The sequence below is a fragment of the Nocardioides sp. AN3 genome (assembly GCF_054653495.1).
Map to the genome: position 1 here is coordinate 83,050 of NZ_BAAIGC010000003.1, position 23,139 is coordinate 106,188.

The following is a 23,139-nucleotide window of genomic DNA, read 5'->3' on the forward strand; positions in this document are numbered from 1 at the left end:
GCGCGACGTGTGTGTCGACGCGAGTTCCATGTCCCTCGCCGTCTCTGAACCGAGAATTCCACTCCGATTATATTCTGTCAAGCACACCTTCGATTCTGCTCATCAGAATAGGCGTTACTGGCCGTCGGATCGTTCCGCTGAGCGCAAGCGGTAGATCGCCTCGTGGGCGACTGCTGCAACCGGCTCGCCGTTCGCAACCAGGAAGGCGTCCAGCTCTACGTAGTGGTGTCCCTTCCGGACCTCGTTGCGCTTCACAGTCGCTAGTGCGGTGAAGCGCGAGTCGACGCGAGCCGGTGCGAGACTTCTGAGACGGCTCCACGTGTGGATCCAGGGCCCCAGGACCACGTTCTCGTCGACCAGGCGATGGCACAGACGGAGCAGTAGCCCTGGCGGGACGATTCCGTGCTCCGCATACAACGAGTCGCCCTCATCGACCGCCGCCAGATAGGCAGCGGAATCGGCCCGAGAGATCTGGCGTGGCCCGATCGAGAGTCGGACGCCCGGAGCCAGCGATTCCTCATCCGCCGGCGGGAGGAGTCCTGGGGGTGGCGGCGGCACCGGCTGAAGGCCCGCCGGCGGCGAGGAGTCTTGCGCGGGGAGCGATGCCACTCCCTCGACGCACTGCACCCCATCCACCTCGGCAGACAGCTCGAGCCGGTCTCCACGCTCGAGCGCTGTGACGACCACGGGCGCGCCTTCATACACGGGCCTACGGAATCGAGCAGACAGTTCTCCGCGTTCGAACCAGTCGGGTCCGAAGTGCGCCAGTGGTACGCGAGCAAGGTGCTCGAACAGCTCGACGCCAGGAACGAGCGCTCCCGAGTAGCCGAGCTGTCGGGCCACCGCGCCGTCGTGAACCTTGTTCGCAGATCCGGTCGCAAAGTTGCGTGCGACGACAGTGACCGGAGAGATCAAAGTGGGCACTCCGGGGGAAACGCTGGAGGCCTGCGCTCAAGATGGGACGCGAGGCCCTCTCGAACCTCGGGGCCACCGAACCCCATCATCTCGAGGCCCAGCGATGCATCGAACGTGGGCCCGGCCTGACGCAGCCAGTTGTTCAGCGCGTACTTCGTCCAACGGATGGCCGACTGCGCTCCGCTCGCGAGCCGGACTGCGACATCGGCTGCCTTGGCATCGAGGTCAGCGTCGTCGACTGCGATAGACACCAGGCCGATTCGCTCGGCTTCGGCCCCGGTGAGCCTGTCGCACGTCAGCAGGTAGTACTTCGCCTTCGCCATACCGCACAGGAGTGGCCACACCATCGCAGCGTGGTCTCCGGCCGCCACACCCAGCCGAGTGTGGCCGTCAACAATCACGGCATCGCTGGCAACGATCGACACGTCCGCGAGGAGCCCGCAGACCAGACCTGCGCCTGCCGCCGGGCCTCGGATTGCACTCACAACCGGCTTGGAACAGTTGATGATGTTGTAGACGAGATCCCTCGTCTCCTTCCAGACCTGAGCTCGTGTCTGGAAGTCGTCGATGACTGCCTGCACCATCGTGAAGTCGCCGCCGGCCGAGAATGCCTTGCCTTCGCCGGTCAAGATGACGGCCGACACCTCGGGGTCACTGTCGATATCTCGCCAGATGTCGACGAGCTCGCCGTGCGCCGGCATGGTGATCGAGTTGAGCTTCCCGGGATTGTTCATGCGGATCCGAAGCACCCGGGCGAACGGCATGTCGACGAGGAGATGCTGGTATCGGGCGTACCGATCGGGGGTCGTCAGAGACTCCGTCATCGGCGGTCACGTCCTGCCCCAGAGAGGTCGCGCATGTCGATCAGCCGCTTCGGCTTGCCTTCGCGGCGCAGGTTGGCGAGATCATCGATCTCGCCGTTCTGCACAAGCTCGACGTCGACCTTCACTCCGAGGTCTTCCTTGAGCCTCTTGGCCAGGTGGTCCTTCAGCCCGGTCAGGTCCCGGACCCCGGGGAGCAGTTCGACCTTCACTGTCATCTCGTCGCGCGGGGCGCCGCCGGCCTCGCCCCGCTCGAGGATGCACACCCACTCACCCGACGTGCGCTCGTCGCTACGAACCGCAGTCAGGCATGCCATCGGGTAGAGGTTCACACCGCGGAGCTTCACCATGTCGTCGCTACGCCCGAGGAACTTGTCCATCCGACGGTAGGAGCTGCCGAGAACGGACGGCTGATCGGAGACGATCCGACCGAGGTCGCAGGTGTTGAAGCGGATCATCGGTGGGAGCCGGCGGTGGAGCATCGTCACCACGAGGTTCCCGACCTCTCCGTTCGGAACGGGTTCGCCGGTGTCCACGTCGCATACCTCGACGTAGATGGTGTCCTCCATCAGATAGAGCCCATCCTGCTCGGGCCCCTCGAACGCCCCCAGCCCCATCTCGTGGGTGCCGTAGATGTCGAGCACCGGGCATCCCCAGGCCTCCTCGAGACTCTGCCGGAGGAGGTTGTCAGTGTCAGGGCCGAGGAAGGACAGGATCGCCTTCGTCTTCAAGTCGTGGGGATCGCGCCCAAGCTCTTCCCGGGCGGTCTTTGCAAGGTGGAGCAGGTACTCGGGGAACGACACCCAGAGGTTCGTTCCGTAGTCGAAGGCCGTCTCCATCTGCTTGCGCGAGTTCGTGACGACGCCGCTGCCGGTCGTGAGAGGGCTGATACCGAGGTAGTGGTGGGCGGCCTGATAGAAGCCCCACCCGAGATTCGCCAGGCTGAGTGTTGCCGGGATCTGGAGGATGTCACCGGGTCCCCCACCTGCGAGATAGAGGCCGCGTGCGCACGTCAGGCCATTGAGTTCCCACTCAGCCGGGCCGTACAGCGTCGGACGTGGCTTCCCGGTGGTTCCGCCGCTCGTTTGGATCTTGACCGGCGAGCGAACGAGGTCCGCCTGGGAGATGTTGTGGATGTCGCCGAAGGGCGGGTACTGCTGCTGGCTGTTCTTGATGTCTTCGGACGAGAACGTCGGGAGCTTGCCGATGTCGTCGAGGCTTCGAATGTCGGCTGCTGACACTCCGACTGAACGCCAGAGCCGCTCGTAGAAGGGGTTGCCCGCGACGTCGTTCATCAGTTCGAGGAAGCGCTGGTTCTGGAGCTCTCGCACCCGCTCGGCCGGCCACTTGAAGACGGTTGACGCCCAGACGTCAGGAAGAGGGAACCTGCGGTAGAGCGCGTCGTAGTCGATCAAGTCGCGGTACAGCGGCAACCCGGTCGCAGGAAGGTCCGGGATCTCTCCGGTACTGGTTGTCATCAGTGGCTCTCCATCCCATGAATGTGCGGCGGCGCGCCTCTCCGCGACGACCGGCGATCGACCCTTCTCTCGGCCTCGCCCGTACATCGTGTGCAGGTGGGACAATTCTGTCAAGCGCATCATTGATTCTTACTACTAGAATTTCTCACCGAGCCTCGCCGCTTGGCGGGATGTCGTCGCGTTCCTAGACGAACGCCGGCTAGGTCGACCCATCACCGCGCACCTGAAGACCGCAACGCACACGGCGCCTTCAATCGCGGTGCGAGGAACAGGTGTCGTGTCGGCACCCCTCGACGATGAGACCGATCCGACGGACGGGCTTCTGGAGCGGACACGGCGGAACCTCTGTGCCGGCCGGATTGCCCACGAGGTGTCCCTCGATGCGGACCGCTGGCAGCTCGGACACACCGACCCGAGCGTGACCTTCCAGCACTACGTTGCCCACCGCACCATCGCTCCCGACGTGCGGCATGTCCTTGACCAGTTCTTCGGCGCGCTTTCGATCGTCGAGCCGTGCTAGCCGCGTCAACGGCCGCCAGAAACAGGCCCCGAGGCCGTCGCTCATGACACTGAGCGGCGGCCTCACCGTGCGGTCAGGCGACGCCTCTGCGCCGACGCGAACCGCGGGAAAAGTGGCTCTTGTGACGTACCTGTGGGTGGTTGGGCGAGCCTGAACGAGCCGCACGCCGCTTCCTGTCTAGGTTTCTGAGCTGTCTAGGAACAGGAACCAGGTGCACAGGAGAGCGGCGTGCGTGATGTCAGCCCATGGCGAGGTCTGCTCGGGGTCGAGCAGACGGTCATTTGAGCGGGTCGAGTTCGACGAGGACGCGGAGGTCGTGGTCGTTCACGTGCGGCCCAACAGCCGGCAGCGTGGCCGGTGCGGGCTGTGTCGCGACCGGTGTCCTGGCTACGACGCCGGCCCTGGCCGTCGCCGGTGGCGTTCGCTGGATCTGGGCACCACGATGACGGTGCTCGAGGCTGACACGCCGCGGGTGGAGTGCGGCCGGCTCCTGTTGTTCCTGGGGGGTTCGCGGAGGGCGCTCGAACCAGCGTTGCTCGGCTTCGTCGATCGTTGCTACCGCCTCCGCGACCAACGCGCGAAGCGACTCCCTCCATGCCGGAAGGTCTCGGGCAAGGGTGAACCACGTCAGCGAGCGGTTGATCTGGTCGTACTGGTGGGTCAGGAAGTTGCGGTTGGCAACGGCCAGCGCCCAAAGCACCCCATCCGGCTCGAGGACCTCCATCTTCGCGAGTCGGTTCGCAGCCTCCCCGATCTTCATCATCAGCGAGTCGCCGGCCTCTTGAATCAACGCATCCGCAAGATAGGCCCTCTCCCCACGGTCGACGACTTCGTCGACCCGATCGAGCCAACCCTGGATGTGCAGCAACTCCTTCGCGACCTTGCGATCCATCACAGGAGCACCGCCTCGCGACGGATGTCGTCATCAAGCTTCGGCGTCAGGCTGCCGTACGAGATCAGGTCGACCTCGCGGCCGAGCACGTCCTCGATCAAATGCTTGAAGGCGACGAACTCGAACGACGACGTGCCGGCGGCCGGCTCGACCAGCAGGTCGATGTCAGAGTCCGCCCGCGCTTGCCGACGCCCCACGGATCCGAAGACCGCGATTCGCGTGTAGCCGCGCTCGCCAGCAAGGGCCTTGAGGATCGGAGCCGCTGCATCGAGCAGCAGCTCGGGATGCACGCTCGCCAGCTCACTCGCGAACTTGAGCTGCTGGCTGACGGCCGGCTGCGTGATGCCGACCGAGGCAGCGATCTGACGCTGCGACATGCCCGTCGCCACCATCGCGCGCAACGCGAGCACACGACGCAGCCGCGCGACCTCCTCATCGCGCCGCGCATCGCGATACTCGGCCAGCAGCGTCATAAGGACACCTTATCGCGCATACCCCGGGCCAAACCGGACAGACGGTCAGTACAGCAATCAACTACTGCCCCTCAGCTGGCCCCTGTGATGGATTAGCGGACGCGCTGGTCCGTGCCCGCCACTGAGACCAGGCGCCCGACGGTGCAGCTGCCTGCGCCCGCACTCCTCGGTAGCCCGGGTCGGTCGACACAGGTTTCTCGCTGCGCGGGTGCTCGCGTATGGCGTGACCGTGGGGGCTCACGACAAGTGACCAACGGCAAGTGCTGTCCTCTGGGGAGCGGGCAGCAGCGTGTCTGGCCACCCTTGCCACAGCGACCGCTCACAACCTCAACCGAATAGGAGCGCGAGAACCTGGTCCACCGTCATCGCGACGAGATCGGTGGTGCCTTCGTGCCACGACACCTGCATCGCCCCGCACCGACGTGCACGGACGGGAAAAGTGGGACAGTGTTGGGACTTTCGGCCGTTCCGGTGCAATCAGGTGCATTCCGACGTGCGAATCAAAGCGCCCTCTTCCTGCGTTTCCGCAGGTCAAGCGCGGTTTTCCGGAGCCGCCTGTCAGAATCGAACTGACGACCTACTCATTACGAGTGAGTTGCTCTACCGACTGAGCTAAGGCGGCGTGCTTACCGGCCGGTGACCGGGCAACGCGGGAAGCATACCGACGACCCCGCCGGGCGACGAAACCGGCGGGGCCGTCGGGAGGCACGAGCGCGTCGAACGAGCGGCGCACCCGGCAGGCGACGTGACGTCGACGCCCACCGTTCGAGCCGACCAGCAGCGGGAACGGGAGGGTCAGGCGGCGACGGCGTCGGCCGTACGGCGGCCGGCGAGGCGGCCCGTGATCGTGGTCTGCTCGGCACCGCACCAGCAGGCGAAGCGAAGCTCGATGCCACTCGACGTGTTGGTCATGGAGATCAGCTGGCTCTCGAAGATGAGGTAGGTCGCCTCGCAGGCGGAGCAGTGGTGCGCGAACATGCTTCAATTCTCAACGAGCTCAACTCATAGAGGTAGCCTCTCTTTCCGAGGCCAGGCATAGGGTTGACCTATGCTTTCGCTGCATCAGTTCCGCTGCTTCCTGGCGACGTACGAGCTCGGCTCGCTCACCGCGGCGGCCGATGAGCTCGGCTACGCCCAGCCGTCGGTCTCCGAGCAGATCCGCAGCCTGGAGAAGACCCTGGGCGTCCAGCTGTTCCGACGGGTAGGGAGGGGCGTCGTTGCCACCACCGTCGCCGACGAGCTGCGCCCACACGCCGAGCGGACGCTCGCGGCGGCCAACGACGCGCGACGCGCCGTCCAGAGCGTGAAGCAGTTCGAGGCCGGCACGATCAGGTTCGGGATGTTCGGCTCCGCGCGGCTCTACTTCGGCGCTCAGCTGGTCGCCGACGTCCTCGCGCGCTATCCCGGCGTGCGGGTCGAGCTCATCGGGCAGAACTCCATCGCGGTGCACGAGGACCTGCGTCGAGGCCGGCTCGAGGTGGCGATGATCGCCGTCGCGAATCTCGAGAGCGAGGGCATGACGGTGACGCCGGTGGCCCGCGACGAGCTGGTCTACATCAGCGCCGACCCTGCCCACCTGGCGGCGCCCGTGACCGCGCACCGACTCTCGCTTGCCTCGCTGGTCATGCCCGAGACCACCTGGCGTCAAGTCGACTCGATCCGCACCCTCCTCCGGCGGATGCTCCATGAGGGCGGTCGCAACCCGACCACCCGGGTCGAGGTGGAGGACGTCGAGACGGCTGTTGAGCTGGTCGGCATGGGACTGGCCGACTCCGTCGTGCCCCGAGGTGCCGCCGAGCAGCTCCTGCCGCGGCTGGCACCACACGCCGGCTGGGTCTCACTTCGACCGAAGCTCTATGACACCTTCGCGATCGTGCACCGCGCCGACGCGACCCTCTCCCCGGCCGCGCAGCTGATGATCGAGCTCGCGACCGCACGCATGCAGGAGGTCGCCGAGGCTCTGTAGTCTTGCGCCTCCGCTTCGCTTTGGCGTGGGCCGCGACGCCCGCCAGGTCTCGCCTTCCTCCGCTCCGCTCGGTCGTTCCTCCCTCGCTCACTTCGTCCAGGCAAGACCGGCGCCGCGGCGATTCAGCACTTCACATCAGCACGCCAGCCCGTTGCGCGGCACCTTGCCGTCGATCAGATAGTCCTCGAGAGCGGAGTCGACGCAGGCGTTGCCGGAGTTGTACGCAGTGTGGCCGTCGCCGTCGCGGGTGATGAGCACGCCGGAGTCCAGCTCGGAGGCGAGGTTCTTCGCCCACTGCAGTGGAGTGGCGGGGTCGCGGGTGGTGCCGGTGACGACGATGGGAGCCGCGCCCTTCGCGTGCACCGCATGGGGCTTCGATGTCGTCGGCTCCTCCAGCCCCGAGCACGACGCGCCCATCCACGCGAAGGCCCGGCCGAAGGTCGGCGAGGCCGTCTCGAAGGCGGGGATGTCGGCCTTCACCTCGGCCGGCGTACGCCGCGCCCACGGGTCGTCCAGGCAGTTGATGGCGTAGATCGCCTCGGCGGAGTTGTTGTCGTAGGTGTCACCGGTGCGCTCGGCGTAGGCGTCCGCCAGCAGCATCACCGCAGTGCCGTCACCGGCGAAGGCCGACTTGAGGGCGGTGCTGAGCAGGAGCCAGTAGTCCCGGGAGTAGAGCGGCAGCGCCAGGCCCAGGAACGCGTCCCCCTCGGTCAGCTCACGCCCGTCCTTGGTGGGGAGCGGCCTGCTGTCGAGCTGGGAGAAGAACGACCGGATCCGGCCGGTGCCCTCATCGACCGTGGAGCCGAGGAAGCAGCCCGGCGACTTCGTGCAGTTCGCGACATAGGCACGCAGCGCGGTCTCGAAGCCGTGGGCCTGCTCGAGGTTCAGCTCGCGGGCCGGGAGCGCGGGATCGAGAGCGCCGTCCAGCACGAAGCGCCCGACGCGGGTGGGGAAGAGGTCGGCGTACGTCGCCCCCAGCTTGGTGCCGTACGACGCGCCGAAGTACGTCATCTTGGCCTCCCCGAGCGCCGCCCGGAGCACGTCCATGTCGCGGGCCGCCTCGGCGGTGGACACATGCGCGGCGATCTCGCCGGACCGCTTCGCGCAGCCGGCGCCCATCTGGTGGGCCGCGGTGAAGAAGCCCGACTCCTCCTGCGGGGTGTCGGGATCGGGGTCGGCCGCGAGGAACGCGGTCAGGTCTTTGTCGCTCAGGCAGTCGACCGGGTCGCTGGCTCCCGTGCCGCGCGGGTCGAAGCCGACGATGTCGTAGTGCGCGCGAAGCGGAGCACGGAAGGCGCGGGAGCTCGCCTCGGCGTAGTCCGTCCCCGGCGCGCCGGGGCCACCCGGGTTGACGACCATCGCGCCGATCCGCTTGCCGGTCGCCGGTGCGGAGAGGAGCGCGAGCCGGATCTTCTCACCGGAGGGATGCGCGTAGTCGAGCGGCACCTCGAGCGTCGCGCACCAGAACGACTTGCGGCACTTCGTCCAGTCGAGGTGCTGGTCGTAGAAGGGCTGCAGAGCGGCGTCGGGCGCCTCTCGAGCGCCGGTCTGCGCGGTCTGGGTCGGCGGTGCCGATCCGACCGGCGGTGAGGAGGTGGCCGAGCCGTGGTCGGACCGCAGCAGCGTGAGCGCGACCAGCCCTCCACCGCCGAGCACCAAGGCAAGCGCGAGCAGCAGTGCGACGAGGCGATTCACAGCGCCTCGTCGGAGGACCGAAGCGCGATCATCATCGACTCGAGCGCGAGCGCGGGCTGGACGTTGAACTCGAGCATCTGCTCCCGCGCCTCGAACACCGCGGCGATGCGCTGCACGTTCAGCTCCGGCGTCGAGCTGCGGACGATCCCCTGGATGTCCCGGCGCATGTCCTCGTTGACCAGCGCACCAGGAGCGCCGCTGGCCAGCGCGATGGCGTCGCGGTAGACGCTGACGAGGTCCATGAGGCCGCGGTCGACCACGTCGAGCACGCGCCGCTTGGCACGGGTCCTCTGGGAGTCCTCGAGCCGCTTGAGCGCCGGACCATACTCCCGGGGGCGACGGCCGCGCTCGACCACGCCGTACGCCGCGTCGAGGTCCGTCTTCTCCCGGGCGTCGAGCTCACTGGTGATGGCCTCCGCCTCGGCCTTCGCGACCTCGACCAGGCCCTCCGCAGCACGCATGCAGGCACCGAGACTGGTCAGCTTCGTCGGGATGCTCACGACGTCTCGGCGGCGGTTGCGGGTGGCCTCGTCTCGCGCCAGCGCTCGAGCACGGCCGATGTGACCCTGGCTGGCGCGGGCGGCGGACATCGCCAGTGCCTCGCCCACGCCGTCGCGAGCCCGGAGGAAGCCCGCGACCTCCTCGGTCGTCGGCGTCGACAGGGTGACCAGCCGGCAACGGGACCTGATGGTCGGCAGCAGGTCCTCGACCGTCGGCGCACACAGGATCCACACGGTGTGCGGAGTCGGCTCCTCGATCGCCTTGAGCAGCGCGTTGTTGGCCTGCTCGGTGAGGCGGTCGGCGTCCTCGACGATCATCACCTGCCAGCGGCGGCCGACCGGCGCGAGCGCCGAGCGACGGACCAGGTCGCGCACCTCGTCGACGCCGATGGAGAGCTTCTCGGTGCGCACGACGCTCACGTCGGCGTGACTTCCGGCCAGCACGGTGTGGCACTCGTGGCACACGCCGCAGCCGCCCTCCGGGCATTGCAGCGCCGCCGCGAAGGCGACCGCCGCGTTGGACCGGCCTGACCCCGGCGGACCGGTGAACAGCCACGCATGGGTCATGCCCCGACCGGCTGCCGCCGCGCGGAGCACCTCGATCGACCGACGTTGGCCGACGAGGGTGTTCCACACGGCACCTGCGGTGCCGGAGGGCGCGACGTGGGGCAGGGTGCTCATCGCGAGGCCTGCTCGAGCAGGGGCGAGAGGCGCTCGCGGATCGCCTTGGCGATCTCCTCCACCGGTGCTCGTGCGTCGAGCACGAGGTAGTGGTCGGGGTCGGCCTTCGCCATCGCGACGAACGCCTCCCGGACGCGCTCGTGGAACTCCAGCGACTCCCCCTCGATCCGGTCCCGGCCCTCGAAGCGACCCAGCCCCGCGGACGGCTCGAGGTCGAGGACCACGGTCAGATGGGGACGCAGGTCTCCGGTCGCCCAGCGGGCGACCTGCTCGACCTCTGCGACCGCCAGGGATCGACCGGCTCCCTGGTAGGCGAGCGTGGAGTCGACGTAGCGATCCGTGACGACGACCTGGCCGCGCGCGAGTGCCGGCAGCACCACGGTCTCGACATGCTCGGCCTTGTCGGCGGCGTAGATCAGCGCCTCGGTCTTGTCGTCCAGCTGCCCGGTCTCGGGGCTCAGCACGATGCGCCGCAGCTCCCGCCCGACCACGGTGTCCCCGGGCTCGAAGGTGAGGAGCACCGAGTAGCCCTCGGCCGTCAGCGCGTCGCGCAACAGCCGCGACTGGGTCGACTTGCCGGACCCCTCGCCGCCCTCGAAGCACACGAAGACGCCGCGCTCGGCGAAGACCCCGGGGAAGCTCACGCGGCCAACCTACGTGGTGGCATGGACAACGCCCTCTGCGCCACACCCCTGGGGATGACGACCACCCCGGTCGGAGCCACGCGGATCCTCACGCCTTCTTGGCCGCCTTCTTCGCGGTCTTCTTGGCGGGCGCCTTCTTGACCGTCGTCTTCTTCGCGCCCCGCTTGGTCGCCTTCTTCGCCGGACCCTTGGCGCGCTTCTCGGCAAGGAGCTCCGCGGCGCGCTCCAGCGTCATGGCGTCGACGGAGTCATCGCGTCGCAGGGTGGCGTTGAACTCGCCGTCGGTGACGTACTCCCCAAAGCGGCCGCTCTTGATGACCACCGGGTTGCCCGACACCGGGTCGTTGCCGAGCTCCTTGAGCGGCGCGGCGGCGGCCGCACGACCGCGCTGCTTGGGCTGGGCGTAGATGCGCAACGCCTCGTCGAGCGTGATCGTCAGCAGCTGGTCCTCGCTCGCCAACGAGCGCGAGTCGGTGCCCTTCTTCAGATACGGCCCGTAGCGACCGTTCTGCGCCGTGATCTCCTCGCCGTCCTCGCCCACGCCGACCACGCGCGGCAGCGTGAGCAGCTTGACCGCGTCGGCCAAGGTGATCGTGTCGAGGCTCATCGACTTGAACAGCGACCCGGTGCGCGCCTTCGCGCTCTTGGGGGCGTCCTCAGGGAGCAGCTCGGTCACGTAGGGCCCGAACCGGCCGTTCTTCGCCACGACCTCCAGCCCGGTCTCGGGGTGCCGGCCGAGGCGGACCTCCTCGCCGGCCGGGTTGGCGAGCAGCTCCTTCGCCTTCTCCACCGTCAGCTCGTCCGGCGGGAGGTCGTCGGGCACGTTGGCGCGCACCGCCAGCGGCGTCCCGTCATCCCCAGGGCCCTCGAGGTAGGGGCCGTACTTGCCGACCCGCAGCTGGATGCCGGTCTCCTCACCCCCGATCGGGTACGTCGCCAGCTCACGGGCATCGATCTCGCCCAGCCCCTCGACGAGTGCCTTGAGGCCCTCATGCCGGTCGGAGCCGAAGTAGAACTCGCCCAGCTCGTCCTGCCGGGTGCTGCGGCCACCGGCGATCTCGTCGAGCGCCCGCTCCATCGAGGCGGTGAAGTCGTAGTCGATCTGCCGCGGGAAGTGCTCCTTCAGCAGCCGCACCACCGAGAAGGCGATCCACGCCGGCACCAGCGCGGTGCCCTTCTTGTAGACATAGCCGCGGTTGAGGATCGTCCCGATGATCGAGGCGTACGTCGACGGGCGGCCGATCTCGCGGTCCTCGAGCTCCTTGATGAGCGTCGCCTCGGTGTAGCGCGCGGGCGGCTTCGTCTCGTGCCCCTGGGCCCGCAGTGTCGCGGCGGTGACGCGGTCGCCCTCGGAGAGGTTCGGCAGCCGGGTCTCGGCGTCGTCGCTGCTCTGGTCGGCGGAGTCGGTGCCCTCGACGTAGGCCTTGAGGAAGCCGTGGAACGTGATGACGCGGCCGCTCGCGGAGAAGACGACGTCCTCGCCGGTCGCCGCCGCTCCGCCGATCCGGATCGTCACCGACTGGCCAACGGCGTCCTTCATCTGCGAGGCGACGGTGCGCATCCAGATGAGCTCGTAGAGCCGGAACTGGTCACCGGTCAGCCCCGTCTGCGCGGGCGTCCGGAAGCTGTCACCAGCCGGGCGGATGGCCTCGTGCGCCTCCTGGGCGTTCTTGACCTTGCTCGCATACGTGCGGGGCGCGTCCGGCAGATACTCGCCGCCGTACAGCTCCTGGACCTGGCGCCGCGCCGCGGTGATGGCGGTGTCCGACAGGCTGATGCTGTCGGTACGCATGTAGGTGATGAAGCCGTTCTCGTAGAGCCGCTGCGCGACGCTCATCGTCACGCTCGCACTCATGCCGAGCTTGCGCGAGGCCTCCTGCTGCAGCGTCGTGGTCCGGAACGGCGCATACGGGCTGCGGCGGTAGGGCCGCGACTCGACCGTGCGGACGTCGTACGTCGTGTCTGCCAGCGCCGCGACGAGCGCCTCGGCCCGGGTGCGGTCGAGATGGACGACGCCGTCTCGGCCGGTGGTCGAGCCTGTCGAGACCTTCAGCTGGCCGTCCGGCCCGAAGCTGCTGCCGGAGGCGACGCGGGAGCCGTCGACGGTCCACAGCCGGGCCGGGAACATCCGCTGGTCGGCCGCACTGCCGGCGTCGAAGGTGCCGTCGATGTCCCAGTAGGAGGCGACCTTGAAGTCCATCCGCTCCTGCTCGCGGTCGACCACGAGCCGGGTCGCTACCGACTGCACGCGGCCTGCCGAGAGGCCGGAGGAGATCTTCTTCCACAGGACCGGCGAGACCTCGTAGCCGTAGAGACGGTCGAGGATGCGGCGGGTCTCCTGAGCCTCGACGAGGTCCATGTCGAGCTCACGTGGGTTCTCGGCGGCCGCCTGGATGGCCGACTTGGTGATCTCGTGGAAGACCATCCGCTTCACCGGGATGTTCTTCGGCTTCAGCTCGTCGAGGAGGTGCCAGGCGATCGCCTCTCCCTCGCGGTCCTCATCGGTGGCGAGGAAGAGCTCGTCGGCGTCCTTGAGCAGGCTCTTGAGCTTGGAGATGTGGCTCTTCTTGTCGCGCGGCACGACGTAGAACGGCTCGAAGCCGTTGTCGACGTCCACGGCGAGGCGGCCCCACGGCTTGTCCTTGATCTTGGCCGGGGTGTCGGCGGCACTCTGCGGGAGGTCGCGGATGTGGCCGATGGAGGACTCGACGACATACCCCTGGCCGAGGTACCCGCCGATGGTGCGGGCCTTCGCCGGGGACTCGACGATCACCAACTTGTGCGCCACTGCTGCTCTTCCTACTCGCTCTCGCCGGCCCCGTGCGGGGCCTCACGGCGGACCACGGTAGCGCCTGCTGTCCAGTCGCCCTCCGACGCCATCCACCACCTGAGCCTCACACGAGTGTCGGTGGAGGGGTGTTCGATGGTGTGCGGACGACGACTTCCACACCATCGGAGGTCACACAATGTACGACGAGATCGACTACCGGCTCGAGGACGAGCGCCACGGCTACTGCTTCGACTGCGCGTCGCTGGTGGAGCGCGCGCTCAAGATCATCGACCGCCTCGAGAGGGAGCTGCGGGAGCCTCGCACACCGGAGAAGAAGGAGCATGAGATCGCCCTGGAGTGGCTGGGCTCGGTCGTCGGGGGCGCCGGCGCCGTCGCCGACCTGGACGCCCGTCCACTGACCGTGGACGGCCTGGACCTCCCGCTCGTGGAGTCGCCTTCCGACCGAGAGCGCCTCGAGGCGGTCGCCGCGTTGCTGGACGCCGCGGCGGAGCGCTTCTTCGACGCCGAGATCGGGGTGGCGTTCAGGCGGGCGCTGCTGCGGCTGTGGGAGCTGGAGCCGCTGGTCGTGCTGGGCGCTCGTCCCTCGACGCAGGTGGCGGCGGGGATCTGTCACGCGCTTGCCTCGGCCAACGGCCTGGTCGGCACGAAGGGCGCGGTCCGCCAGTCATCGCTGCGGGAGTTCTTCACCGTCTCGCAGACGCCCTCGAACTACGCCGGACCCGTGACGCAGACGCTGCGCGGGTTCTGGCCCTGGCACGACATCTCGCGCCCCTGGATGTCGCAGCGGCAGCTTCCCGAGCTCTTGGCACTGGGGCACGCCGATCTGCTCACCGCCCGGGTTCGCGCTCAGCTCATCCGCGTGCGCGACCAGGCGGTCGCCGCGGCGCAGGTCGCTTCGTAGCCATGGCGTCAGCTCGCGACGACCAGGAACCCCTCGGCGACGAGCTCCTCGACGATGGGCTCGTACGTCGCCCGCGTGCTCGCCGGGTCCAGCTCGAGCAGCTGGCTGATGGCGTCGAGCAGGCGACCGAGAGGGAGATCACCGTCGCAGGCGCCCACCAAGGCGGCCGTCACGGTGTCGACCTGGCGCGCACGGCGCAGTCCGTGGTGCTGGCGCAGCACGACGGCGGTCGGGTCCTCGGCGCCGGGCGCTCCGACGGTCTCCTGCTGGACGTCGACGGGGAGCACCAGGCGCGACTCGGCGTCGACCTCTGCCCGGACGGCACGGCCCCACGCCTCGATCGCCGGCGCGATCGGCTGCTCGACGTCGTAGGGCCACTCGATCAGCTCACGCCGGGGCGTCTCCGCGCCGCTCTTGTGGAGGTTGATCCAGCCGAAGCCGACGCCCTCGATGCCCTGCTCCTCCATCCAGGAGAGCCAGGTGTCGTAGCGCAGCCGGTAGTCGTCGAGGTGACCGGTCCCGGTCGAGGGGTGGTGGCCGGAGTCCTTCAGCCAGAGCTCCACGTAGGCCGCCGGGTCGAGGACCTCGCGCTGCACCACGAACGCGTCGACCTCCTCGCTCATCCAGGACTCGAGACGCTCGTCCCACGGTGTGTCGCGGGCGATGATCCAGTTGGCGAGGATCTGGCACCAACCGTCGTCGTTGAGCCGCTCGGGGGCCGCGCGCACGATGTCCTCGACGACCCGGTCGCCCGGCAGGCCGGAGTCCCGGTAGACCAGGCGCTCGCCGGTGGCGGGAGAGATGACGAACGGCGGGTTTGTCGCGATGAGGTCGAAACGCTCGCCGCGCACCGGCTCGAAGAAGGAGCCCTCGCGCACCTCGATGTTGTGGCCCAGCTCGTTGAGGGCGGCGTTGAACCGTGTCATCCACAGCGCCCGGGTGTTGACGTCGGTGGCGACGACCTGTCCCGAGTGCGCCGCCAGGTGCAGCGCCTGCACGCCGCATCCGGTGCCCAGGTCGAGGCTGCGGCTGACCCGGTCGCGGATCGTGAGCTGGGCCAGGGAGGTGGAGGCCGGGCTGATGCCCAGCACGTAGTCGCTGCCCACCCGCTGCGGCGCGCCGTCCAGTCCGGGCGTCAAGTCGGAGACGACCCACAGGTTGCCGCCGGCGCCGCCCCCGTCGGTGCCGTAGGGCCGCACGTCCATGCGAGCCGCGACCTCCCCGACGGACTGCTCGAGCAGCCCCTCGACCGCCAGGCGGTCGACGAGCCGCGGAAGCGCCGCCTCCGCGTCCGCGAGCGGCACCGGCGTCTGCAGCAGGAAGAGCCGCACCAAGGTCTCGAGCGGGCTCCCCCCACGGGTCCGGCGCAGGCCCGGCGTCGTCTCGTTGCGACCCAGAGCCGCGTGAGCCAGCGGGCCGAGCAGCTCCGCGACCTCGTCATAGGTGAACCGGGCGGCAACCAGCGCCTCGCGGAGTCGGTGGGGAAGGTCGGTCAGGTCGCGCACCCGCGGCACAGTACCAATGGCTGTGCTTGATGGCGCTCGCTCCGCTCGCGCGTGCCGCGGCGCTCGTAACCCTCGCCTTCCCTCCCTGCACTCGGTCGTTCCTCCCTCGCTCCAGTCAGTCCAGGCGAGGGCGCGCCGCGGCCGGGGGACCGGCGCTGCGGCGTCGTGGTGACGGCTGCAGCGCCGGTCCGCAAGCGGGGACTTGCCCGGTCTAGCCCAATCCGCTGCCGACACCCGCCGAGACGGATTCGGGCTGGCCGTTGCTCTCGATCGCGACGGGGCGCCGCTTGGAGACGTAGACGGCCACGGCGATGCCGAGCGCTGCCGCGACGGCGATGAGGATCCGCAGCCAGTCCTGCGCGTCCTTGCCGTAGGACAGGTTCACGATCGCCGCGACGATGAGCAGGCTGACGAGGTTCATCACCTTGAGCAGCGGGTTGATCGCCGGGCCGGCGGTGTCCTTGAAGGGGTCGCCGACGGTGTCGCCGATGACCGTGGCGGCATGGGCGTCGGAGCCCTTGCCGCCGTGGTGACCGTCCTCGACCAGCTTCTTGGCGTTGTCCCACGCACCGCCGGAGTTGGCGAGGAAGACGGCCATCAGCGTGCCCGCGGCGATCGCACCGACGAGGAAGCCGGCCAGCGGCCCGATGCCGAGGCCGAAGCCGACCGCGACCGGGGCGAGGATCGCCAGGATGCCGGGGGTGGCCAGCTCACGGAGCGAGTCGCGGGTGACGATGTCGACGACGCGACCGTACTCCGGGCGGCCGGTGCCCTCCATGATGCCGGGGATCTCCCGGAACTGGCGGCGTACCTCGTAGACGACCGCGCCGGCCGCTCGCCCGACCGCGTTGATGGCGAGACCGGAGAAGAGGAAGACCACGCTGGCGCCCAGCAGAGCACCGACGAGCAGCTTCGGGTTGAACACGAGGAAGTCGGTGATGATGTGGCTCTGAGGCCGCCCACTGGCCTTCACATAGGCGTCGAAGGCGCTCTGGGTGTACGAGGCGAAGAGCGCGCTCGCGGCGAGCACAGCGGTCGCGATCGCGATGCCCTTGGTGATGGCCTTGGTCGTGTTGCCGACGGCGTCCAGCTCGGTGAGGATCTGCGCCCCCGCCTCCCCGACCTCGCCGGACATCTCGGCGATGCCCTGGGCGTTGTCCGAGACCGGGCCGAAGGTGTCCATCGCCACGATGACGCCGACGGTGGTCAGCAGACCGCAGCCGGCGAGCGAGACCGCGAAGAGGGCGAGCGAGGCGGTGCCACCGGCCAGCAGGGCGGCGCCGAAGACCGCGGCGCCGATGACGATCGCGGTGTAGACCGCCGACTCGAAGCCGACGGACAGACCGCTGAGGATCACGGTCGCGGCGCCCGTGAGGCTCGTGCGGCCCACGTCCTTGACCGGCCGGTGCTCGGTGCCGGTGAAGTAGCCGGTCAACGCGAGGATCGCGGCCGCGAGGACGACGCCGATCACGACGGCTCCGGCGGCGAGCACGCGCGGGCTGACGTCGGCCGAGGCCCCGGAGGCGCCGGTCAGGCCCGCCCAGTCACCCGGCAGATAGAGGAAGGCGGCGATGGCCGACCCGACGGCGCCGATGGCGGCGGAGATGTAGAAGGCCCGGTTGATGGTCCGCAGCCCGTTCTCGCCGACGCGCGGGCGGCAGAGGTACACGCCGACGACGGCCGTCAACGCCCCGATGGCGGGCACGATCAGCGGGAAGACGAGGCCCTTGTCCCCGAGCGCTTGGGAGCCCAGGATCAGGGCGGCGACGAGGGTGACGGCGTATGACTCGAAGAGGTCCGCCGCCATGCCGGCGCAGTCGCCCACGTTGTCGCCCACGTTGTCGGCGATGGTCGCGGCGTTGCGCGGGTCGTCCTCGGGGATGTTCTGCTCGACCTTGCCGACGAGGTCGGCTCCGACGTCGGCGGCCTTGGTGAAGATGCCGCCCCCGACACGCATGAACATGGCGAGCAGAGCCGCTCCGAAGCCGAAGCCCTCGAGGACGTGCGGCGCCTTGTCCTGGAAGACGATGACGACGACGCTGGCGCCGAGGAGCCCGAGGCCGACGGTCAGCATGCCGACGGTGGCGCCGGTGCGGAAGCCGATGGTCATGGCGGGCTCTCGGCCGGCGGTCTCCGCCGCGGCCGCGACACGCACGTTCGCCCGCACCGCGAGCGACATGCCGAGATAGCCCACTGTCGCGCTGAAGCCCGCGCCCAGGAGGAAGAAGATCGAGCGTCCGATGCGGACGCCGACGTCGTCGGCCGGCAGGGCGAAGAGCACCACGAAGGCGATGACGGCGAACACGGCGAGGGTCCGGAACTGGCGGCCGAGGTACGCCGCGGCGCCCTCCTCGACCGCTTGGGCGATCGTGGCCATCTTCTCGGTGCCGGTCGGCGCTGCGAGCACCTCGCGCCGGAACATGAATCCCAGCGCGAGGGCGGCGAGTGCGACCACCCCGACGATGACGACCAGGGCGAGATCGCCTCCGGATACTTCGACTTCGGACATGCGGTCCTCCTGCGAGCGGGTCGGTTCCCACCGCAGGTTATGTGACCCGGAGCACATGGGGAAGGATCACAGGCGAACAGCCGCGCGGAAAGTACGCCGTCCCGCGCGACAGGCGGCGTGGCGAACTGTCGGCCGGCGCCGTGAGGAGAGCCCCGACGGGCCCGGTGTCAGTGAGCCGCGATCGCCGCGTCGGAGGAGTCGTGGATGGCGAAGACCTTGGCGAGCCCGGTGATGCGGAAGATCTTGAGCAGCCGGTCCTGCGTGCACACCAGCTGGAGGCTGCCGTCGTGGGCGCGGACCTTCTTCAGGCCTCCGACGAGCACGCCGAGGCCGGTCGAGTCGAGGAACTCCACCGCCTCGAGGTCGATGACGAGGTCGTGGGCGCCTGCGGCCACGAGCTCGGTGATCTTGTCCCGGAGCTTGGGGGCCGTGTAGACGTCGATCTCACCACCGACCTCCACGATGGTCGTCCCATCGACCTCACGGGTCGCAAGGGTCAGGTCCACGTAACACTCCACAGTTGACGTCAGCTGAGACGATCGGATCCGGTCGCGCTCCAAGACCCACGATGTCCCGGCCGCTAGTCCGACCCAATGTAACCACGTCGGGGGAAGGCGCGCGCAAAACCGAGCAACAGGCATCTGGATCACGCCGCGCCGACCGCTCGTTGTCGGTGCCCTTTGCGAGAATGCAGGGGTGACGGCACCACCCCTGCACCACCCCCTGCACCACGACGTGCCGACCCTGCTGCACCGGCTCTCGGCCGTGCCGGGTCGCGAGGGTCGCCTCACCCATCTGGAGACGCTTCCACCGCGTGCGGCCGACGAGGTGGCGTGGCCGGGCTGGGCCGATCCGACCCTGGTCGAGGCGTTCCGCGCACGGGGCGTCGAGCGCCCCTGGCGCCACCAGGTCGTCGCGGCAGACGCCGCGTATACGGGCGCCCACGTCGTCCTCGCCACGGGCACCGCCTCCGGCAAGTCACTCGCCTACCAGCTGCCGGCGCTCACCGCCGTGCGCGAGCGGAGGGGACCGAAGGGCCAGCGCGGCGCCACCGTGCTCTACCTGGCCCCGACCAAGGCGCTCGCCCAGGACCAGCTGGCCCGCCTGCAGTCCTTGGGCACCGACGTCCGCGTCATGACGCATGACGGCGACAGCCCGCGCGAGCAGCGCGAGTGGACGCGGGCGTACGCCGAGTATGTCCTGACCAACCCCGACATGCTCCACCGCTCGCTGCTGCCGGGGCACAGCCGGTGGGCGTCGTTCCTGTCCTCGCTCGCCTACGTCGTCGTGGACGAGTGCCATCACTACCGCGGCGTCTTCGGGGCGCACGTCGCCCAGGTGCTGCGGCGGCTGCGACGGGTGGCAGCGTCGTACGGCGCGACGCCCACCTTCGTGCTGGCCTCGGCGACCGTCGCCGAGCCCGACACCGCGGGTCGCCGGCTGACCGGGCTCGACATGGTGCCGGTGACGACGGACGGCTCCCCGCGGGGCCGGATCTCGCTGGCCCTCTGGCAGCCACCGTTGACCGGTCACGCCGGCGAGAACGGCGCACCGGTGCGCCGGGCCGCCTCCTCCGAGACCGCCGACCTGCTCGCCGACCTCGTCTCCTCCGATGTGCGCACGCTCGCGTTCGTGCGGTCGCGCACCGGCGTCGAACAGGTCGCGCTGACCGCGGCGACGCTGCTGGCGGAGGTGGACCCCGAGCTGCCCCACCGCGTCGCGGCCTACCGCGGCGGCTACCTCCCCGAGGAGAGGCGCGAGCTCGAGCAGGCGCTGCGGTCGGGTCGTCTCCTCGGCATCGCGGCGACGAACGCCCTCGAGCTCGGGATCGACGTCAGCGGCCTCGACGCGGTGCTGATGGCCGGGTTCCCCGGCACGCGGGCGGCGCTGTGGCAGCAGGTCGGCCGAGCCGGTCGCGGTGCGCAGGACGCTCTCGGAGTGCTCATCGCGCGTGACGACCCTCTCGACACCTACCTCGTCACCCATCCCGACGCGCTCCTCGGCCGCCCTGTCGAGGCGACGGTCTTCGATCCCAGCAACCCCTACATCCTCGGGCCGCACCTGTGCGCCGCGGCCCAGGAGATCCCGCTCACCTCGGCGGACCTCGAGATGTTCGGGCCCACGGCCGAAGCCATCGTCGACTCGCTGGCGCAGGCCGGAGTGCTCCGCAAGCGCTCACGGGGCTGGTTCTGGACCGATCGTCGTCTGGCTGCCGACCTGGTCGACATCCGCTCGGCCGGGGGCAGCGCCGTGCAGCTCGTCGAGGCCTCCACCGGACGCGTGGTCGGCACGGTCGACGGGGCCCGGGCGCACAGCACCGCGCACACCGGAGCCGTCTACCTCCACCAGGGCGAGACGTGGCTGGTCGGATCGCTCGACCTCGACGGCGGCGTCGCGGCGATGGAGCGTGCCGATCCCGGCTACACGACGACCGCTCGGGAGACGACCGACATCAGCATCGTCGCCGAGCGCGAGCATGAGCGCTGGGGCGACTGCCGTCTCTCGTTCGGCGACGTGGACGTCACCCATCAGGTCGTGTCGTTCCTGCGCCGACGTCAGCCCGGCGGCGAGGTGATCGGCGAGGAGCCGCTGGACCTGCCGGAGCGGAGCCTGCGCACCAACGCGGTGTGGTGGACGGTGCCCGACCATGTGGTCGAGGGCGCCGGACTGGAGCCGGTCGACGTGCCCGGCTCCGCCCACGCCGCCGAGCACTGCTCGATCGGGCTCCTCCCGCTGGTGGCGACGTGTGACCGCTGGGACATCGGAGGAGTGTCGACGGCGGTCCATCCCGACACGGGGGTCCTCACGGTCTTCGTCTACGACGGCCATCCCGGCGGGGCCGGGTTCGCCGAGCGCGGCTTCCGCGCGGCCCGGGACTGGCTCGGTGCGACGCTCGAGACCATCGAGGCCTGCGAGTGCGACGACGGCTGTCCGTCGTGCGTGCAGTCCCCGAAGTGCGGCAACCAGAACAACCCGCTCGACAAGGCGGGAGCCGCTCGACTGCTGCGCGCCCTGCTGTCGGCATAGGGTCACCTCATGCTGGTCCTCGGCCTCGTCCTCATCGTCTTCGGCGTGCTCGCCGTCCTGGCCGGTCTGTTCACGGCCGGGGACCGTGGCGAGGCCAGCCTGCTCGGCATCCACGTCGGCGCGACGTCGGTCTTCCTCGTCGGACTCTTCGCCGGCCTGGCGATCCTGTCCGGCATCTGGCTGACCAAGCGCGGGACGAAGCGCGAGCTGCGGCATCGGCGGGATCAGAGGCGGCTCCAGGAGCTCTCGGCGAAGCTCGACGAGGTCGAGGCCGACCGCACACAGCGCCACCACGAGGGCAGCGAGAACGAGGCCTGAGCGGGTGTCGATGGCGCACGTCGTCGAGATCCACGTCGCACCGGGCCGCCGTCTGCCGACGAAGTCCGTGTCCGTGGTGACCGCCGAAGCGGGTCGCGGGCTGGTCGGTGACCGCTACCACGGGTCCAGGCATCGCCACGTGACGGTGCAGGCACGCGACGAGCTGGACCTGGCGGCGGCCGACCTCGGTGCGATCGTGCCGTCGGGCCTGACACGCCGCAACGTCACGGTCGACCGCGGCCCGCTCCCTGCTCGCCCCGGGGAGCGGATGCGCATCGGGGACGTCCTCCTCGAGGTCGTCCGCGTGGCGGCACCCTGCCGCCTGCTGGACGACAACATCGGACCCGGCGCAGCGGCGGCGCTGCGCCGTCGGGCGGGGACGGTCTTCCGGATCCTGGAGTCCGGGACGATCAGCGTCGGCGACGAGGTGGTCGACGTGCCGGTGGAGCCGAGCGGCTGACCCTCGGGCTCACCTCGGTCCTGCCCGCGCCTCGGCCACCAGGTCGCCGTGGCTGCCCAGCCAGCGGGGGCCGGTCACCGTCACGAGGACCCGGAGGTCGCCGCCCTCTGTGCTGCACCGGGAGAGCGAGGCGCCGTTGTCGGCCGCGACGCGGCCGGCCGCGGCGCACCCGTCCACGCCTTGACCGAGAGCGGCGGCGCCTGCCAGCGCGGACAGGTCTGCCGCCGCTTGAGCAGAGCGATGGTCGACGACCAGGGCGCTCGCGACGCTGAGTGCAGCCCCCACCAGGACGACCGTGCCCAGACAGGCCACAGCGAACGGCACCGCCGACCCCCGCTCCCGGCCCCTCACGACGACTCGCCCTCGCCCGCCGCGACGGCCCGGGCGTGGACCCTGACCGCCGGAAGGGAGCCGAAGATGCCGCCGGGGCCGCGCACCTGAGCCTGGGCGGTCACGACGATCCGTGCACCGGCTCCGCTGGTGGTCACCTGCGTGCCTGGCACGCCGACCCGGACGCCGCGCCCGATCGCCGCCTGTCGGTCATCACCCCGCGCCAGCGCACGCGCGGTCTCACGGACGGCGTCGACCGTCCGCACCTGGGCGGCACCGACGGACAGCAGCCAGACGAGGCCGAGGGTGACCGCGACGAGCATCGGGAGCACCATGACGAGCTCCGCGGTGGCTGCTCCCCGGTCGCGTCGGCTCCGAGGCGGCGCGGCAGCCGAATGCCGCAGCCTCGGACGAGCGCACGCGTCGGTGGCACACGAGTCCGCCCTCACAGTCCGAGGAGCTGCAGCACGTGGTCATAGAGCTTCTGCAGCAGCTCGTTGCCGAAGCCTCCGGTGAGCATCTTGTAGAGCAGGCCGGCGAGTCCGGCGCCGGCCGCGGTGCCGACGGCGTACTCCGCCGTGGTGATCCCGCGCTCCGAGCGTCGCGGGCATCGGGGACGACGTGACGACTGCATGGTGTCTCCTTCGGGTTCGGGGCCGCGACGCGGCGAGAGCTCGACGATGCCCGTCGAGACCGGCTCACGGCAGCCGCGG

Annotated in this window: 21 protein-coding genes, 1 tRNA gene and 2 pseudogenes; 7 read left to right on the forward strand and 17 right to left on the reverse strand. The window is 69.6% G+C overall.

Annotated elements, in window-relative coordinates; translation table 11 throughout:
- Positions 1–114: 114 nt before the first annotated feature.
- The 3 genes from ACYQ1K_RS04845 to ACYQ1K_RS04855 form a co-directional block, all read right to left on the reverse strand.
- Positions 115–843: a hypothetical protein gene (locus ACYQ1K_RS04845; RefSeq protein WP_459981684.1), complete on the reverse strand. Its 729-nt coding sequence runs from the start codon at positions 841–843 to the stop codon at positions 115–117.
- A gap of 68 nt (positions 844–911) precedes the next feature.
- Complete coding sequence (locus ACYQ1K_RS04850) at positions 912–1,739, reverse strand: enoyl-CoA hydratase/isomerase family protein (RefSeq protein WP_459981685.1); 828 nt, start codon at positions 1,737–1,739, stop codon at positions 912–914.
- A complete protein-coding gene (locus ACYQ1K_RS04855; protein ID WP_459981686.1) occupies positions 1,736–3,214 on the reverse strand; it encodes a phenylacetate--CoA ligase family protein in 1,479 nt (492 codons plus the stop codon). The genes ACYQ1K_RS04850 and ACYQ1K_RS04855 overlap by 4 nt, the downstream gene beginning before the upstream one ends.
- Positions 3,215–3,491: 277 nt before the next feature.
- Here ACYQ1K_RS04855 and ACYQ1K_RS04860 point away from each other — a divergent pair, with 277 nt between their 5' ends.
- Complete coding sequence (locus ACYQ1K_RS04860; protein WP_459981687.1) at positions 3,492–3,734, forward strand: hypothetical protein; 243 nt, start codon at positions 3,492–3,494, stop codon at positions 3,732–3,734.
- Between the two features lie 228 nt (positions 3,735–3,962).
- A pseudogene (locus ACYQ1K_RS04865) lies at positions 3,963–4,215 on the forward strand (transposase family protein); the annotation flags it as partial.
- 105 nt (positions 4,216–4,320) lie between these two features.
- Here ACYQ1K_RS04865 and ACYQ1K_RS04870 read toward each other — a convergent pair.
- The 4 genes and pseudogenes from ACYQ1K_RS04870 to ACYQ1K_RS04885 form a co-directional block, all read right to left on the reverse strand.
- Positions 4,321–4,626, reverse strand: a pseudogene (locus ACYQ1K_RS04870) (HepT-like ribonuclease domain-containing protein); the annotation flags it as partial.
- A complete protein-coding gene (locus tag ACYQ1K_RS04875) occupies positions 4,626–5,099 on the reverse strand; it encodes a nucleotidyltransferase domain-containing protein (protein WP_459981688.1) in 474 nt (157 codons plus the stop codon). The gene ACYQ1K_RS04875 and the pseudogene ACYQ1K_RS04870, both read right to left, overlap by 1 nt.
- Positions 5,100–5,648: 549 nt before the next feature.
- Positions 5,649–5,721: transfer RNA gene (locus tag ACYQ1K_RS04880), tRNA-Thr, on the reverse strand.
- Positions 5,722–5,894: 173 nt separating this feature from the next.
- On the reverse strand, positions 5,895–6,077 hold the full coding sequence (locus ACYQ1K_RS04885; protein WP_459981689.1) for a hypothetical protein: 183 nt from the start codon (positions 6,075–6,077) through the stop codon (positions 5,895–5,897).
- A 70-nt stretch (positions 6,078–6,147) separates the two neighbouring features.
- Here ACYQ1K_RS04885 and ACYQ1K_RS04890 point away from each other — a divergent pair, with 70 nt between their 5' ends.
- A complete protein-coding gene (locus ACYQ1K_RS04890; RefSeq protein ID WP_459981690.1) occupies positions 6,148–7,065 on the forward strand; it encodes a LysR family transcriptional regulator in 918 nt (305 codons plus the stop codon).
- Positions 7,066–7,200: 135 nt separating this feature from the next.
- Here ACYQ1K_RS04890 and ACYQ1K_RS04895 read toward each other — a convergent pair whose 3' ends face one another.
- The 4 genes from ACYQ1K_RS04895 to topA all read right to left on the reverse strand — a co-directional run bounded on the left by ACYQ1K_RS04895 (position 7,201) and on the right by topA (position 13,373).
- Entirely contained in the window at positions 7,201–8,760 is a 1,560-nt protein-coding gene (locus ACYQ1K_RS04895; protein WP_459981691.1) for an alpha/beta hydrolase, read from the reverse strand.
- Complete coding sequence (locus ACYQ1K_RS04900) at positions 8,757–9,941, reverse strand: DNA polymerase III subunit delta' (RefSeq protein WP_459981692.1); 1,185 nt, start codon at positions 9,939–9,941, stop codon at positions 8,757–8,759. The genes ACYQ1K_RS04895 and ACYQ1K_RS04900 overlap by 4 nt, the downstream gene beginning before the upstream one ends.
- On the reverse strand, positions 9,938–10,585 hold the full coding sequence (gene tmk, locus ACYQ1K_RS04905; RefSeq protein WP_459981693.1) for a dTMP kinase: 648 nt from the start codon (positions 10,583–10,585) through the stop codon (positions 9,938–9,940). The genes ACYQ1K_RS04900 and tmk overlap by 4 nt, the downstream gene beginning before the upstream one ends.
- 88 nt (positions 10,586–10,673) lie before the next feature.
- A complete protein-coding gene (topA, locus tag ACYQ1K_RS04910; protein WP_459981694.1) occupies positions 10,674–13,373 on the reverse strand; it encodes a type I DNA topoisomerase in 2,700 nt (899 codons plus the stop codon).
- 178 nt (positions 13,374–13,551) lie between these two features.
- Between topA and ACYQ1K_RS04915 the strand changes: the two genes are divergently transcribed.
- Positions 13,552–14,277 carry a hypothetical protein gene (locus ACYQ1K_RS04915; protein ID WP_459981695.1) on the forward strand — a complete coding sequence of 242 codons (726 nt, stop codon included), beginning with the start codon at positions 13,552–13,554 and terminating at the stop codon, positions 14,275–14,277.
- Positions 14,278–14,285: 8 nt separating this feature from the next.
- Here the strand turns inward: ACYQ1K_RS04915 and ACYQ1K_RS04920 are convergent, their stop codons facing one another.
- The 3 genes from ACYQ1K_RS04920 to ACYQ1K_RS04930 form a co-directional block, all read right to left on the reverse strand.
- The gene (locus tag ACYQ1K_RS04920; RefSeq protein ID WP_459981696.1) at positions 14,286–15,782 is read right to left on the reverse strand and encodes a DUF7059 domain-containing protein; all 1,497 of its coding nucleotides are present in this window, start codon (positions 15,780–15,782) and stop codon (positions 14,286–14,288) included.
- Positions 15,783–15,993: 211 nt separating this feature from the next.
- Positions 15,994–18,291 carry a sodium-translocating pyrophosphatase gene (locus ACYQ1K_RS04925; RefSeq protein WP_459981697.1) on the reverse strand — a complete coding sequence of 766 codons (2,298 nt, stop codon included), beginning with the start codon at positions 18,289–18,291 and terminating at the stop codon, positions 15,994–15,996.
- A gap of 167 nt (positions 18,292–18,458) precedes the next feature.
- On the reverse strand, positions 18,459–18,797 hold the full coding sequence (locus ACYQ1K_RS04930; protein WP_459981698.1) for an anti-sigma factor antagonist: 339 nt from the start codon (positions 18,795–18,797) through the stop codon (positions 18,459–18,461).
- Between the two features lie 190 nt (positions 18,798–18,987).
- Here ACYQ1K_RS04930 and ACYQ1K_RS04935 point away from each other — a divergent pair, with 190 nt between their 5' ends.
- From ACYQ1K_RS04935 to ACYQ1K_RS04945, 3 genes are read left to right on the forward strand one after another with little or no spacing between them, the layout of a single operon-like run.
- The gene (locus ACYQ1K_RS04935) at positions 18,988–21,318 is read left to right on the forward strand and encodes a DEAD/DEAH box helicase (RefSeq protein ID WP_459981699.1); all 2,331 of its coding nucleotides are present in this window, start codon (positions 18,988–18,990) and stop codon (positions 21,316–21,318) included.
- 9 nt (positions 21,319–21,327) lie between these two features.
- Positions 21,328–21,636, forward strand: a complete 309-nt coding sequence (locus tag ACYQ1K_RS04940; protein WP_459981700.1) for a hypothetical protein — start codon at positions 21,328–21,330, stop codon at positions 21,634–21,636.
- 10 nt (positions 21,637–21,646) lie between these two features.
- Entirely contained in the window at positions 21,647–22,096 is a 450-nt protein-coding gene (locus ACYQ1K_RS04945) for an MOSC domain-containing protein (RefSeq protein ID WP_459981701.1), read from the forward strand.
- Between the two features lie 9 nt (positions 22,097–22,105).
- Here ACYQ1K_RS04945 and ACYQ1K_RS04950 read toward each other — a convergent pair whose 3' ends face one another.
- From ACYQ1K_RS04950 to ACYQ1K_RS04960, 3 genes are read right to left on the reverse strand one after another with little or no spacing between them, the layout of a single operon-like run.
- Positions 22,106–22,447, reverse strand: coding sequence for an Rv3654c family TadE-like protein (locus ACYQ1K_RS04950; RefSeq protein WP_459981702.1), 342 nt, complete (start codon positions 22,445–22,447; stop codon positions 22,106–22,108).
- Complete coding sequence (locus tag ACYQ1K_RS04955) at positions 22,444–22,830, reverse strand: TadE family type IV pilus minor pilin (protein WP_459981907.1); 387 nt, start codon at positions 22,828–22,830, stop codon at positions 22,444–22,446. The genes ACYQ1K_RS04950 and ACYQ1K_RS04955 overlap by 4 nt, the downstream gene beginning before the upstream one ends.
- A gap of 41 nt (positions 22,831–22,871) precedes the next feature.
- Complete coding sequence (locus ACYQ1K_RS04960; protein WP_459981703.1) at positions 22,872–23,060, reverse strand: DUF4244 domain-containing protein; 189 nt, start codon at positions 23,058–23,060, stop codon at positions 22,872–22,874.
- Positions 23,061–23,139 lie beyond the last annotated feature (79 nt).